The organism is Roseobacter sp. OBYS 0001, assembly GCF_019654895.1.
GTDB classification, from domain to species: Bacteria; Pseudomonadota; Alphaproteobacteria; order Rhodobacterales; family Rhodobacteraceae; genus Roseobacter; species Roseobacter litoralis.
Window position 1 is genome coordinate 243,959 of sequence record NZ_BPES01000001.1, and the last position, 13,907, is coordinate 257,865.

Sequence of the window (13,907 nt, forward strand, 5' to 3'; positions counted from 1 at the left end):
CCACTGGCGAAGCTACAAGAGGCGGTAAGACAAGGTGGGTTTTCTGGGCGATGGCGTGCTGCGGTATATAACCCCCTTTGCCTTTGCCTTGAGCGGTGTTTGGGTCTTCCATGTTTTCGAATTGCCTTTGCCCTGGCTGATTGGGCCGATCGCAGCCTGCCTGGCGGCGGCCCTGCTTGGTTTCCGAATGCGCGCGATCGCGCCGGTCAATGCTGCGATGCGCACCATTTTAGGCGTCGCCGTCGGCGCAACTTTCACGCCTGCTATCTTGTCTTCAATGGCAGGTATGTGGCTCACACTACTGTTGGTTCCGGTGATGATATGTTGTGTCGCAGCGATAGGTGTGCCGTATTTCCAGAAGGTCTGGGGGTATGATTTTCCGACCAGCTATTACTCAGCTATGCCCGGTGGGCTGCAAGATATGCTCGTCTTTGGAGAGGAGGCGGGTGGTAACCCCAGAACATTGTCGTTGATACACGCGACGCGCATTCTGGTGATCATTACCGCGTTACCTTTTCTTTTACAGTCTTTTTGGTCGGCAGATTTGTCAACGCCACCCGGCGCGCCGCTGACGGCCATTGACCCGGGGCAGTTGCTGGTAATGGTCATTTGTGCGGCGTTGGGGTGGTATCTGGCAAACCTTGTTGGACTGCTTGGTGCGTCAATCCTTGGCCCGATGATATGTGCGGGGCTTGCGGCAGTGATGGGAATTCTGGTCGTGCGCCCACCGGCTGAGGCAATCTGGGCTGCACAGTTTTTTATCGGCATGACAGTTGGCGTCAAATACAGCGGTATTACAGTCAACGAGGTGCGGCGTGATCTTGCTGCGGGTTTGGGCTACTGCGTTATTCTATTGCTTATGACCTTTGTCTTTGTAGAGATTGTATATGTCACAGGTCTCGCACCAGGTCGCGAAGCGCTGTTGGCCTTTGCGCCGGGGGGGCAGGCTGAAATGGCGGTTCTCGCGCTGATCGTAGGTGCTGACATGGCTTTTGTCATTGCACACCATGTGTTCCGGATCGTTGTGATTATCATCGGCGCACCACTTTTTGCGCGCCTCTTCGCGGAGGTGAAAACCGACTAGATTTGAGGCTCGGACAGCTGCGCAAGTATGCGCATTGCATCGGCTTCTTTGCCCAGAGGTACAAATAAGTGATCGTGATAAAACCCTGAAACGGGATTGACGCCCATGCCCTCTTCGGCCAAAGCGGCGGAAATCTGCGCGATGAACCCCACTGCTTCAAGAGATGAATGGACGTCAAGCGTGATCATCTTGCACGGAAACTGATGTGGCAGATTGTGACGTTTCGCGTCACTCTGTTTCAGAATGTAAGTGGTACCTTCGTCTTCCTTAAACATCATGCGCGGCGTAATGTCTGCCGGGATTGTGTCAGAGACAAGTGTTGCGAATACGTAAACAGAAGCATCCAAGCGAGCCGTCATCGTTTGCATCAAAGTCTTTAGGTCAGTCTCGCCGCTCATATTCCGCTCATTTCATGTCCAAAACAGGTGGGTCTCTTCAACTCCAGCCCACCGCGCTCGCCCTTACCGTTTCGTCTGATAAAGCACATAGAAAGCTTGCCGGGTCATTTGTACAGGTGGAGTTGTGTTTCCGCATTTGGTGCCACCATTTGAGCGAAATGTTGCAAATCTGTTGTTTCCAGCCTTCTTGCCGTGATGTTGCAGCAGCAGATTGAGAAATCAGCTCAATCTGTCCAGCGCGTCTGGCACCGCATGCTATTTTGAACGTGCGTTAAAATGCATCCCAGTCACTGAAGTTTTCGGCGCCAACCGCTGTCGCAGGCGTATTGAGGTTTCTGTCATTCGTTTCGGTTTTACCGGAATCGCGGGGTGTGGATTGATGTGTGTTCTGCGACACACGAAACCTGGCTGTGGAAGCTAACAGATCGTTTGCTTCCTTGGCCAAGACATGACTGGACGCAGTGACCTCTTCGAATGCTGCGGCTTGCTTTTGGGTGTTGCCATCGACTTGTGATACGGCCGTTGAAATTTCCTTGATGCCGGCTGCCTGTTCGGACACGGCGCGTGTAACATCATCGACGCTCTGCGAGATCTTGATCACAGTCCTTGCGATATCGTCCAACGAGGCCTTGGCGTTTGATACGTTTGCGACGCCTTCTGTGACAGCTGCATCGCTTTGAACCAAAACGACCGAGATTTCCTTGGACGCTTCACTGGCGCGTTGGGCCAACTGCCTTACTTCGGAGGCAACGACAGAGAAGCCGCGACCGGCGTCTCCCGCGCGGGCCGCCTCGACGCCTGCGTTCAAAGCAAGCAGATTAATCTGGAACGAGATGTCATTTATGACCTCAGTGACCCGCATTATTTCTTTTGAGCCATTTGCGATCTTATCCATTGATTCTGTTGCTGTTTGTGCAACTTTTTCACTGGATGTCGCGGTTTCTTTCGCTTCATGCGCATTGTTGCTCACGTCGGAAATGCTGTCGTTGACCTGAGAAATGCTGGCGCTCAATTCTTCCAATGCTGCGGAGGTTTCTTCTACGGACGCAGCGTTTTGTTCGGCTTGACGTGACAGAACATCGGCGGTCTGACGCAATTCCGAGGCTGAGCCGGACAGCGTTTGACCACTTTCCGAAATCTCCGTGATCAGCCCTGTTAGCGCGCCCAACATGTCGTTCACATTTGTTTGCAACTCCTGAAAGGATCCTTTGAATTCCCCCTCCATCCGATGGGTCAAGTCACCCTCCGCGACGCGGCTCAACACGGCACCTGTTTGTGAAAGCCCGTCGTCGACCGCTGACATCAACTGGTTAATGTTTTCTGACAGTTCCATGAGAATCTGATCGTCAAACTGTGCGTTGATTCTGTTCTTAAAGTTCCCGTTGCGTGCCGCGTGTACAACCTCTCCGAAGGACGCGCCAAGGTTGCGCATCATCTCTTCGCGCATTTCCTTTGCTTCGAGGTCGGATTGTTCTTTCTCTTTTGCCAGTTCGATTTCGCGCTGCGCCGATTTTTCCCGCTCATCACTGAGTTCTGCCATCTTTTCGGCGGCTTTTTTCTGTTCCTTACTCATCTCTTCCATTTTCAGCGCATTTTGCCGAAAGACCTCTGTCTTTTGAGCTAACTCGCCAATTTCGTCCGTTCTGTCGGTGCCGGGAACCACCGTGTCCAAAGAACCTTCCGCGACTTCTTTGACGGCTTTTGTCAGGTGTTGCACCGGTTGGGAAATGCTGCGCGAAAACATAGCTGCAACGACAAGCACACCAGCGAGTACCATACCTGCAATGGCGAGCGCGCGAAGCACTGCCGAGAACAGCCCAGCGTATACTTCTGCTTTGTCCAGTAGAATGACCGTCGCCCATTGCGTGCCAAGAATGTTGATGGGCATCATGGAGCCAATGACGTCTTGCCCTCTTTGGCCCGTTGTTTCAAAGCTGCTTGTCGCGTTTGCCAGCAGACCTTCCTGTATCTCTTTAGATTCGACTTTTGTTGTAAGAACATCGTCGATCTCTGACTGGACTGAATCCGACCGCATCAGCCCATCCGTCCCAATCAGAAATCCGTCTGCAGTTTCGCCAAGTCCGCCAAGGGTGCTGGCAACATGGCTCAACTCATCGATTGGCATCTGGTAAGCCAAGACGCCAAGTCGCGTACCCTGATCGTTGAAAATTGGTCTTGCGATGAAGGCCGCTGGTGCGTCTGCACTTGGTCCGTATGGTTCAAAGTCGACAAAAACGGATTGAGAATCTGCATCGCGCAGTGCAGCCTGGCGGTAAGCTTCCGCCAATCCTGACGAAGCCCATGGGCCGTCAATCATGTTGGTGGCATAATCGTTCTCTTTGAAGACGCTATAGACAAGATTGCCTTCGTTATCGAAGAGAAAGACATCATAGTACCCCATTTGGTCCTGAAGGGCATCAAACCCGGGGTGATAGACAGCGTGAATAAAACCATAGCTTGATCCGGTATCGGCTTTTACCAATTGATCTTTTTCACCTAAGGGATGCTCGTTGTCTTCGATGTAAACCCTGCGCAGCACTTCTGGTGCATTTTCCAGTGAATTGTAGCCATCAGCGAGGGCAATCAGGGCAGTCGCTGTCTCTGGTGAGGCTGAGCGTAAACGAATGTCTCGTTCTATATCATTCAGGAAGTGTTCAACGCGCTTTGCCTTCAGGGCAGTTATACTCTCCAGCTTGTTTGTTGCAGAGTCCAATATCAAATTTGATGTAAAGACGGCGTTGACTAAAGACATGATTGCAATGGTGAATGCGACGAGCAATCCCATTACAACTGGAAGTTTCACGCCAATTTTCACATTTCGAAGAGACATTGTCATATTGATTTACCCGCTATGATGCGCACTGTGTTTTTTCGAAAGCCCGACACAAAGGGTTTTGACGTACGGCCGTCGAAAGTTCTAATTTGACCAGTCATTATCAGGAAGGTCTTTGCAGATCGTAAATGTCTGCTCAGAACATTTGCGTAGCCCAAGGCTGCACTAAAACATGGCACGTCAATCGTCGTTTAACGGTGGGGATTGGCCAAAAGTTGGGCGGTGAACTCGCAGAGACGTCTAGACAGAGACGGCTGCGTGTAAAATGTCACGGTCAATCTGACCTGCGGTTTCGCTCAGCTTGACCTGCCCGCGTTCGAGCACGATGAACTTGTCCCCAAGCTCAAAGGCAAAGTCAAAAAACTGCTCCACAAGAATAATTGCCATGTCGCCTCTGGTGCGCAGCAGTTTGATGACTTCGCCGATTTGTTTGATGATATTGGGCTGAATGCCTTCGGTCGGCTCATCCAGCAGCAACAGCTTGGGTTGCGTTATCAAGGCACGGGCGATGGCCAACTGCTGTTGTTGTCCGCCGGACAGGTCTCCGCCACGCCGGGACAGAAAATCCTTAAGGATCGGGAAAAGGTCGAAAACCTCGTCCGGGATCTTATGATGCTGCTTGGGCAGGCAGGCAAAGCCTGTTTCAAGATTTTCCCGCACGGTGAGGAAGGGAAAGATCTCGCGTCCCTGCGGCACATAGGCGACACCCATCTGGGCAAGCATCTGGGCGTTGGTTTTGCCGATGTCCTGCCCCTCAAGCGTATATGTGCCGGTACTGCGTGGATGGGTGCCGGAAATTGCCTTGAGGAGGCTGGTTTTGCCGACACCATTGGTGCCCATCACGCAGGTAACCTCGCCCTTCGCGGCTGACATGGAGATACCGTTGAGGATCTGGCTGCCGCCGTAATGCAGCGTCAGGTCTTTGATTTCCAGCAGATCAGCGGCCAAGATACACCTCAATTACTTTTTCATCCGACGTCACATGATCCAGCGTCCCTTCGGCCAGAACGGACCCTTCGTGGAGCACCGTGACCTTGCAATTCAACCGGCGCACAAACTCCATGTCATGCTCGACAACAACGACGGCGCGGGTTTTCGCGGCCTGCACCAGAAGTTCCGTGGTGTGCTCCCGCTCGGCAGGGGTCATGCCGGCGGCGGGCTCATCCACCAGCAGCAGGCGCGGGTCTTGTGCGAGCAACATGCCAATCTCAAGCCATTGTTTCTGACCGTGCGACAGCTCGCCCGATTTGCGGTGAAGCGCCGCGGACAGTCCGATCTGATCGGCGAGATCCGCAACTTTTTCATGGTCTTGCGACGTTGGTTTGAACCGCAAAACAGCGAAAGGGCTGCGGGGTTTTTTCAACGCCATCATCAGATTGTCGGCGACGGACTGATCCTCAAAAACGGTTGGGCGCTGAAATTTGCGCCCGATCCCCGCCTGCGCGATTTTGCTTTCCGACATGGCCAGCAATGAGACGGATTTCTCGCCCCAGAGCACGTGGCCACTGTCGGGTTTCGTTTTGCCGGTAATGATGTCCATGAAAGTGGTCTTGCCCGCGCCATTCGGCCCGATGACTGCGCGCATTTCGGCCTCCGCGATCTTGAACGTCAGATTGTTGATCGCCCTGAACCCGTCAAATGAGACGGAGACGCCGGAAACCTCAAGCAATGTACTCATTTGTCCGCCTCCCTTTCCTGCAGGGCACCCGCATCCGGGCCAAGGTCTGCCCCATGCCGTTTGGGGCTGCGCCGGTCTGAGATCAGATCGATCAGGCCGCCAATCCCGCGCGGTGCAAACAGCGTGACCGCCACAAAGGAAAGTCCGAGCAGTATCGTCCACCAATTCACCCATTGGATGGTATAGAACCCGAGATTGATGTCGGGCGCTTGTCCGCCGGTGAACCAGGTCGAGAGCAGTGACACGAAAGCGGCGCCAATCACAGCACCATAGAGCCTGCCACGCCCGCCGATTGCCACCCAGACGGCCAGATAGATCGAAGCGATCGGGGCAATTTCCGCCGGGTTGATGATGCCCGCCTGTGGGTAATACAGCGCGCCCGCGATCGCGGCCAGAATAGCGGTAAATGTAAAGATAAAGAGTTTGTAGGCCTCTACCGAATAGCCCAAAAACCGAACGCGCGCCTCGTCGTCGCGGATGGCCCGGATGACGGATCCGAATTTACCCGATACGACCGCCGCGCAAAGCAGATAGCCAAGTCCAAGCGCGAGGGCCGAGGCCCAGAAAAACCACATAGAAACAGTCGATTGCGGCACATTGCTGAGCCCGGGCAGGTTTTGCAGACCAGACAGGCCGTTATTGCCGCGCAACCCGCTGTCGTTCTGAAAGAGATAGAGCGCGAGGGCCAATGTCATCGCCTGTGTCAGGATGGACAGGTAGACGCCCGTGACGCGGCTGCGGAATGCCAGCCAGCCAAAGATCAGAGCGATCAGACCCGGCACGACAACCACTGCGGCCAGTTGCAGCGGCAAGGAATGCGCCACGGCCCAGATGGGCGGAAATTCGGATGCGCCCACTACACCGAAAATCTGGGTCGCGATCCCGTCTGAAACTTCTTGCGGGGTGGGTGGCAGGGGCGCGTTCGCGAGGCTTTCGCGCACGATAATTTCGGTGCGCGCATACATCAGCCACATCCCGATGGCGTAGCCGCCGATGCCGAAAAATGCCATATGACCGAGTGAGAGGATACCGCAATAGCCCCAGACGAGATCCATCGCCAGCGCCACAAGGCACAGGCACAGTGTCTTGCCGAGGGTTTTGACAAAACTGGTGCTGATCACCCCGATGCCAAAGCCTTCGGCCAATATGGTCACGCCGAGAGTAAAGAGCGCCAGAAGCCCGAGGAAAATCAGGACCGAAGGATGGCGCGCTACAAAGGGTTTGCGCGGGGGGGCGAGGGCGATGTCTGCCATGATTCAGGCCTCCGCCGCCCGGCCTTTGAGCGCGATGATGCCGCGGGGCCGGAACTGAATAAAGAGGATGATAAACAGGATCATATAGGTCTGCGCTGCAAGGGTGTTCGAGGGGTTCAGCCACTCAATGCCCTTTTGCAGCGTGCCCACCATCGTGGCCCCGAGCAGCGTGCCCCAGATGTTACCGACACCGCCGACGACCACAGTCATAAAGCTTTGCACGATATATTCGCTGCCCATCTCGGAGGTGACCTTGGAATAAAGCCCGATGGCCACACCCGCGATGCCCGCGATGCCTGAGCCAAAGCCAAAGGTCAGCATGTTGATCTTGTCCGGGTTGATGCCCATTGAGGCCGCCATGCGTGGGTTTTGCGTGACCGCGCGCACCTCAAGCCCCAATCGAGTGCGTTTCATCACAAAGAGAAACAGAGCCAGAAATAGCAAAGCGAGGAAAAAGATAGCGATGCGGATATAGCTGATCGACACGATATCGTTGATCACCCATGACCCATCCAGCCAGCCGGGGGCGGTCAGGGGGCGTGCTTGGGTGCCAAAGATGTTCTTGGCCAGTTGTTGCAGCGCAATCGAGACCCCGAAAGTCGCCAGCAGCGTCTCCAGCGGGCGATGGTAGAGCCAGCGGATCACCAAACGCTCCATCGCGACACCAGCACCAAAGGTCACCATGAAGGCGAGCGGAATGGCCAGCAGGATCGACAGCGTATAGTCGGGGATGAACAGCTGCACCACATAGCCTGTATAGGCCCCCATCATGATGAATTCCCCATGCGCCATGTTGATCACGCCCATCACGCCAAAGGTGATGGCCAGACCTATGGCGGCCAGAAAGTAGATCGACGCGAGTGACAGAGCATCCAGCGCCAGATCAGCGGTCTGGTTGACGGCGACGCGCGTCTCAATCTTCTCAAGTGCGATCTGCGCGGCCTGCGCCACCGGCAATGGCGCGCCGGTGAACACCTCGAAAAACGTGAATGTCTCCAGCGCCGCATCGATATCGGCCTGTGTCACAAGCGGTTGCGCCATCCCGCTTGCAGCGAGCATTGCATAGGCCGATGCGCGCGCGTCATCCGTGTCGAGGGACGCGATCCGCACCCCGGCGACGCGGCCATCGTCAATATTCGCGATCAAGGCGTCGCGGATGTTTGCATGTGACACGCGCGGTGGTGCGAGGTCTTGAGCGATCAGGATGTCATAAGCGCTGTCACGGGGCAGCGCATCGGGACCAATTTCGAGCAGCATCGCACCGTCGGGCAGTGTCTCTGCGACCTCGATGCGGGTGGCGACCAACGGGTTCAGGGCGGCGCGCAGATCCACACCCAGATCGCCGGAAAAGCTTTGGATCGCTGCGATCCGTGTTGCATCGTCTGTTTCGAACCGGATGGTCAGGAGGCGTTCCAGACGTTCTTTGCGCTGTTTGAGGGCCGGGTCGGTTTCCGTACCCGCAGCGCCGCGCAAGGCGGCCAGATGAGACGGGTCCGCATCGCGTTCGATCGCGCTTACGGCAACAGCACGTTCCGCAGGATCAGGGCTGTTCAGTTGAAACTGCACAAGTGCTGCGCCAATCATTCCACGGATGCCGGAATTTGGCTTGAGTTGCTTATAATTGTCCTCGTTGCCGTCCGCCAAAGCCGCACCGCCCGCCACGTCAAACCGCAACAGCACATCGCCGCCACCCGGTTGTGCGAAGACAAAGATGCCCGTCGTTTCGTTGTACCACATTTCCTTGTTTTGCCAGCGTTCCAGTATGCTCTTGGCATCCGCCATACCGCTGTTTGCGAGCGCATCAATTGCCGGGCCGATGGTGCGACGCGACGACTTCTGGATGACCTCAGCGTGGGTCTGCAGCATTTGCTGGATCGGTGCTTCGGTGTCCTGCGCCTGAACAGGACCCATGAGTGAAGCGCACAGAAGGATGCTCGCACAGCACCGCAGAACAACAGAAATCATGGGGGGAAATCCTTCGGATTTGGAAGGTGACGCGCGCCGTGTGGCACGCGTCTGTTTCAACGTTCAGGACAGATCAGTAATTGGATTTGATCTGTACACAGGAACTGGTTTCGGTGTTGTACATACCGCAGCCAAGTTCCTGCCAGTCGGATTTCAACACTGCGGATTCAGGCAGGAAATCCGTCCAGGCATCGCCGGGTACTTCTTCGGTCTGCGAGATGATATCAAATTGACCATCCGCCTGAATTTCGCCAATCAGAACTGGTTTTGCGAGGTGATGGTTGGGCAACATCACGGCTGTCCCACCGGTCAGGTTCGGAAATTCCTGCCCGTACATCGCCGCGCGTACCGCATCAACATCCGTAGAACTGGCCGCTGTCACTGCGTTCACCCACATATTGAAGCCGATGTAATGCGCTTCCATCGGATCGTTTGTCACGCGCTCTTCGCCCATGCGGGCTTTCCAGGCGGTGACCCATGCATCATTGGCATCGGATTCTGCCGATTGGAAGTAATTCCACGCCGCCAGATGACCCACAAGGTTCGAGGTGTCGAGACCCGCAAGCTCTTCTTCTCCAACAGAAAAGGCAACCACGGGGATGTCATCCGCTGAGATGCCAGCCGCTGCCAACTCCTTGTAAAAGCCCACGTTTGCATCGCCATTAATGGTCGAAATTACACCGACCTTTTTGCCGTCCGCGCCCAGTGCCACAACATCTGCCACGATCTTGGACCAGTCAGAGTGGCCAAAGGGCGTGTAATTCACAAAGATGTCCTCAGCCGCGATGCCCTTGTCTTGCAGATAAGCTTCGAGGATGTTGTTGGTTGTGCGCGGGTAGACGTAGTCGGTTCCCAGCAGCGCAAATTTCTCGACGCCCAGTTCCTCAAGAAAGTAGTCGGTTGCCGGGATCGCCTGTTGGTTTGGCGCGGCACCCGTGTAAAAGACATTCTTTGAGCTTTCTTCGCCCTCATATTGCACGGGATAGAACATCAGGCCGTTCAGTTCTTCAAGAACAGGCAGGGCGGATTTGCGCGACACCGATGTCCATGATCCGAAAATCACATCGACGTTCTGCACCGTCAACAACTCGCGCGCCTTCTCGGCAAACAGCGGCCAATCGGACGCGGGATCCACAACGACCGCTTCAATCTGGCACCCCAGCAGACCGCCTTTGTCGTTTTGTTGCTCCACCAGCATTTCCATCGTGTCTTTGAGGGTCGTCTCGGAAATCGCCATGGTTCCGGACAGGGAGTGCAGCACACCAACCTTGATGGGGCAATCGGCCAGAGCGGGCAGCGTTCCTGCCATCACAAGGGCGGTTGTCGCGCCAAGCATTTTTCGTGACATCGTAAATTCCTCTCTTACGATGCGCGGCAGGCTTGTGAAGTCTGTTGACCTTCCCCATATCCTACACACGCAATTTATTGCGGCGTGCGGCGGCAGTATTGGTTCCTAGGCCATTGCCGTCGCACGGTTTTGAATGACTTGTTCAGTCAGTCCAGAAGCTATGTCGATAACGGGGGTGGGATGGAGTCGTCGCGTGCGATAATGCAAAGACACTGTGACCGACTGCCTGTTTTTTGACCGCTGAGTCAAAAAGTGCACAAAAATAAGGCGAGCGGTAAACCGCGCGGCGTTAGCTGTCCAAAAGCAGCTCCAGACAGGTTTTTCTGTATGCGGCGGCGAGGTGTCTGGCTCTGGTGACGTGTTCAGGATGCTGAGAAAAGGTGGCCCGTCTCAGCAATGAGGCGTGGGCCATTTTTACATCGACCCGGTGGGCCAGGGCATCACGCGCCCGTGCCCTCGGCAGGGTTGCATCGAGCAGTGACAAAAACACGAGGCGTTGGTCATCATAAAGGTCAGCGTCAGGGTCACCGACCAGCCAAGCGTGTTCTCGCTCAGCCGAAAACCGCCCGGCGCATTCCGCAAATACCCGAAACAGCGCGTCATCGGCAGCACTCGGCCGCGCGAGAGGTAGCGCGACCAAGGCGATCAGTAAACAAGTTCTTAAACTGCCCATATTTTAAGCACCACTGTTTGGTTTGCGTCCGTCAAGCATAACGCAAACCCAATAATACAGTCTTACCACATCGTTTGTGCGCAAAGCAGACAGTGCAGCGCGGCTGTTGGATCGCGCGCCGCAGTTGCCTGAAAACCTGTATAGAGTTGCGGCTTAAAGGATGCTTTCGAGCAAAGTGGTCGTGTTAGCCTTTGTCATCTCAACCGGATTGCCGCCTGTGCTGGGGTCATTGAGCGCGCCATCAACGATCCGTTCGACATCGGGGGACGTCACACCAAGCTCAGCGAGAGACTTGGGAATGCCGAGTGCCGCATTCAACTCATTCACGAAATCACAGAAACCAACGAAACCACCCTCTATATCCAGATAGGCGGCAGCACCGGCAAGTGGGGTGGCAATCGCTGATTTGTTGAACTGCAACACCGCTGGCATGCAGACGGCATTGGTGGTTCCGTGGTGCGTATGATGGATGGCGCCAATCGGGTGGGACAAGGCATGAATGGCTCCAAGCCCCTTTTGAAACGCGGTGGCCCCCATGGCTGCGGCTGACATCATCTGCGCGCGCGCCTCCAGATCGCTGCCGTCGGCATAGGCGCGTGGCAGGTAGTCCTTGACCAGCCGCATGCCCTCAAGCGCGATGCCCTGTGACATGGGGTGGTAATGCGGTGAGCAGAACGCCTCCACACAATGGGCAAAGGCATCAAGTCCGGTGCCTGCCGTGATGAATTTCGGCATGCCAACCGTCAGTTCCGGATCGCAGATCACAACGCTGGGCAGGAATTTCGGATGGAATATGATCTTTTTCTCTTCGGTTTCAGAATTGGTGATCACGGAGGCACGGCCCACCTCTGAACCGGTCCCGGCGGTGGTGGGCACGGCGATGATCGGTGCGATGGCATCGGCATCCGCGCGCGTCCAGTAATCGCCGATGTCCTCAAAATCCCACAGCGGTCGGGTTTGGCCTGCCAGAAAAGCGACCAGCTTGCCCAGATCAAGGCCGGAGCCACCGCCGAAAGCAATCACACCGTCATAGCCGCCCTCTTTGAAAGCCTGAACACCAGCGGCGGCGTTCTTTTCGTTGGGGTTCGGGTCCACATCGGCAAAGATCGCGCGACCAAGGCCCGCCGCCTCCATCAGGTCAAGCGTGCGGGTGGTGATGTCCATTTCTGCAAGGCCACGGTCCGTGATGAGTAGGGGTTTTTTGATCCCGGCGGCCGCACAGGCCTCCCCGATCTCTGAAATACGGCCTGCACCGAAGCGGATGGCGGTGGGATAGGACCAGTTTGCAGTAAGGCTCATGGGCTCAGGCTTTCTTGAAGTGGTAGGATTTGGGGCGCGTCAGATTATGATAGCCGATCAGCGACAGACCACCGCCGCGCCCGGTGTCTTTGCAGCCGGTCCAGCACAGGCCGGGGTCGAGGTAATCGGCCCGGTTCATGAATGCCGTGCCGGTTTCGATCTGGTCGGCGATTTCCTCGGCGCGGGTTGCATCGCGGGTCCAGATGGACGCGGTGAGGCCGAAATTGCTGTCATTCATCAGGCGGACCGCTTCGGCGTCGTCCTTGACGGGCATGATGCCTACGACGGGGCCAAAGCTTTCGTCGCGCATCACGCGCATGTCGTGCCTCACATTGGTGAGGATTTGCGGCATGAGATATGCGCCCGCGTCCTGCGGGAACAGCGCGGGGTCGATATGCGCCTTGGCACCGGCGGCGATCGCCTCGCGGGTCTGGGCGCGGACCTCCTCGGCAAAACGTGCATGCGCCATGGGGCCAAGCGTCGTTTCCGGGTCCAGCGGATTGCCCAGCGTGTAGCCGCTGACGATGGCCACCGCCTTTTCGACAAAGGCATCAAAATGCTGCTCGGCGACATAAATCCGTTCGATCCCGCAGCAGCATTGCCCAGAGTTGAACATCGCCCCATCGATCAGCGTATCCACCGCCGCGTCGATATCGGCATCATCACAGACGTACCCGGGATCCTTGCCGCCCAGTTCCAGCCCGACTCCGGTAAAGGTGCCCGCCGCCGCGCGTTCAATCGCCTGCCCACCGCCGACCGAGCCTGTGAAGTTCACAAAGCCAAAGGATTTCGCCGCGATCAGGTCAGACGTCGTCTGATGATCGAGAAACACGTTTTGGAACACATCCCCGGGGATGCCTGCCGCATGAAAGGCCTGCGCGAGGCGTTCGCCCACCAGCGGGGTCTGGCTCGCGTGTTTGAGCATCACCGCATTGCCCGCGATCAGGGCAGGGGCCACGGTATTGATTGCGGTCATATAGGGATAATTCCACGGGGCCACGACCAGAACAACGCCGTGGGGGACGCGTTTGATGACCCGGCGAAAGGCGGCGCTGTCTTCGATCACGATATCGGCCAGCGCGTCCTTTGCGATTTCGGCCATGTAGGTGGCGCGTTCGTTGAAACCGCCGAATTCACCGCCGTAGCGGATGGGGCGGCCCATTTGATGCGCCAGTTCGGGCACGATCTCGTCATTCATGGCACCGACGTTCGCCACGGCCTTTTGGACAAGTGCGATGCGCTCGCTGAGCGGGCGCGCGGCCCAGTCGCGTTGTGCCTCTCGTGCGCGGGCCACTGCGGTTTGTGCGTCCTCCGTGCTCAGGGTCGGGCGCTGGGCATAGACGCTGCCATCAATGGGGGAGATACAGGTGATCATG

10 protein-coding genes are annotated in these 13,907 nt (G+C 56.3%); 1 reads left to right on the forward strand and 9 read right to left on the reverse strand.

Going from position 1 to position 13,907, the window contains the following annotated elements; all coding sequences use genetic code 11:
- The first annotated feature begins 34 nt into the window (after nt 1–34).
- Complete coding sequence (locus K5Q35_RS01185) at nt 35–1,084, forward strand: AbrB family transcriptional regulator (RefSeq protein ID WP_220798132.1); 1,050 nt, start codon at nt 35–37, stop codon at nt 1,082–1,084.
- Here K5Q35_RS01185 and K5Q35_RS01190 read toward each other — a convergent pair.
- The 9 genes from K5Q35_RS01190 to K5Q35_RS01230 all read right to left on the reverse strand — a co-directional run bounded on the left by K5Q35_RS01190 (nt 1,081) and on the right by K5Q35_RS01230 (nt 13,906).
- Nucleotides 1,081–1,482: an ACT domain-containing protein gene (locus K5Q35_RS01190; RefSeq protein ID WP_220798133.1), complete on the reverse strand. Its 402-nt coding sequence runs from the start codon at nt 1,480–1,482 to the stop codon at nt 1,081–1,083. The genes K5Q35_RS01185 and K5Q35_RS01190 overlap by 4 nt on opposite strands.
- A gap of 271 nt (nt 1,483–1,753) precedes the next feature.
- Entirely contained in the window at nt 1,754–4,297 is a 2,544-nt protein-coding gene (locus tag K5Q35_RS01195) for a methyl-accepting chemotaxis protein (RefSeq protein ID WP_259650427.1), read from the reverse strand.
- A gap of 258 nt (nt 4,298–4,555) precedes the next feature.
- Nucleotides 4,556–5,263 carry an urea ABC transporter ATP-binding subunit UrtE gene (gene urtE, locus K5Q35_RS01200; protein ID WP_259650428.1) on the reverse strand — a complete coding sequence of 236 codons (708 nt, stop codon included), beginning with the start codon at nt 5,261–5,263 and terminating at the stop codon, nt 4,556–4,558.
- Complete coding sequence (urtD, locus tag K5Q35_RS01205; RefSeq protein WP_220798135.1) at nt 5,253–5,993, reverse strand: urea ABC transporter ATP-binding protein UrtD; 741 nt, start codon at nt 5,991–5,993, stop codon at nt 5,253–5,255. Before urtD ends, urtE begins: the two co-directional genes overlap by 11 nt.
- A complete protein-coding gene (gene urtC, locus K5Q35_RS01210; protein WP_220798136.1) occupies nt 5,990–7,246 on the reverse strand; it encodes an urea ABC transporter permease subunit UrtC in 1,257 nt (418 codons plus the stop codon). The genes urtD and urtC overlap by 4 nt, the downstream gene beginning before the upstream one ends.
- Before the next feature lie 3 nt (nt 7,247–7,249).
- Nucleotides 7,250–9,211 (reverse strand): urea ABC transporter permease subunit UrtB, encoded by a 1,962-nt coding sequence (gene urtB / locus K5Q35_RS01215; RefSeq protein ID WP_220798137.1) that lies wholly within the window; start codon nt 9,209–9,211, stop codon nt 7,250–7,252.
- Between the two features lie 73 nt (nt 9,212–9,284).
- Nucleotides 9,285–10,559: an urea ABC transporter substrate-binding protein gene (urtA, locus tag K5Q35_RS01220; RefSeq protein WP_220798138.1), complete on the reverse strand. Its 1,275-nt coding sequence runs from the start codon at nt 10,557–10,559 to the stop codon at nt 9,285–9,287.
- An 826-nt stretch (nt 10,560–11,385) separates the two neighbouring features.
- Nucleotides 11,386–12,531, reverse strand: a complete 1,146-nt coding sequence (locus tag K5Q35_RS01225) for an iron-containing alcohol dehydrogenase (RefSeq protein WP_220798139.1) — start codon at nt 12,529–12,531, stop codon at nt 11,386–11,388.
- A 4-nt stretch (nt 12,532–12,535) separates the two neighbouring features.
- A complete protein-coding gene (locus tag K5Q35_RS01230; protein WP_220798140.1) occupies nt 12,536–13,906 on the reverse strand; it encodes an aldehyde dehydrogenase family protein in 1,371 nt (456 codons plus the stop codon).
- Between the last annotated feature and the right edge of the window lies 1 nt (nt 13,907).

Bases quoted from the DNA above. Each gene is read 5' to 3' on its own strand.
- K5Q35_RS01190 (WP_220798133.1), bottom strand. From the start codon at position 1,482: ATGAGCGGCGAGACTGACCTAAAGACTTTGATGCAAACGATGACGGCT.
- urtD (WP_220798135.1), bottom strand. From the start codon at position 5,993: ATGAGTACATTGCTTGAGGTTTCCGGCGTCTCCGTCTCATTTGACGGG.
- urtB (WP_220798137.1), bottom strand. From the start codon at position 9,211: ATGATTTCTGTTGTTCTGCGGTGCTGTGCGAGCATCCTTCTGTGCGCT.
- urtC (WP_220798136.1), bottom strand. From the start codon at position 7,246: ATGGCAGACATCGCCCTCGCCCCCCCGCGCAAACCCTTTGTAGCGCGC.
- K5Q35_RS01230 (WP_220798140.1), bottom strand. From the start codon at position 13,906: ATGATCACCTGTATCTCCCCCATTGATGGCAGCGTCTATGCCCAGCGC.
- urtA (WP_220798138.1), bottom strand. From the start codon at position 10,559: ATGTCACGAAAAATGCTTGGCGCGACAACCGCCCTTGTGATGGCAGGA.
- K5Q35_RS01225 (WP_220798139.1), bottom strand. From the start codon at position 12,531: ATGAGCCTTACTGCAAACTGGTCCTATCCCACCGCCATCCGCTTCGGT.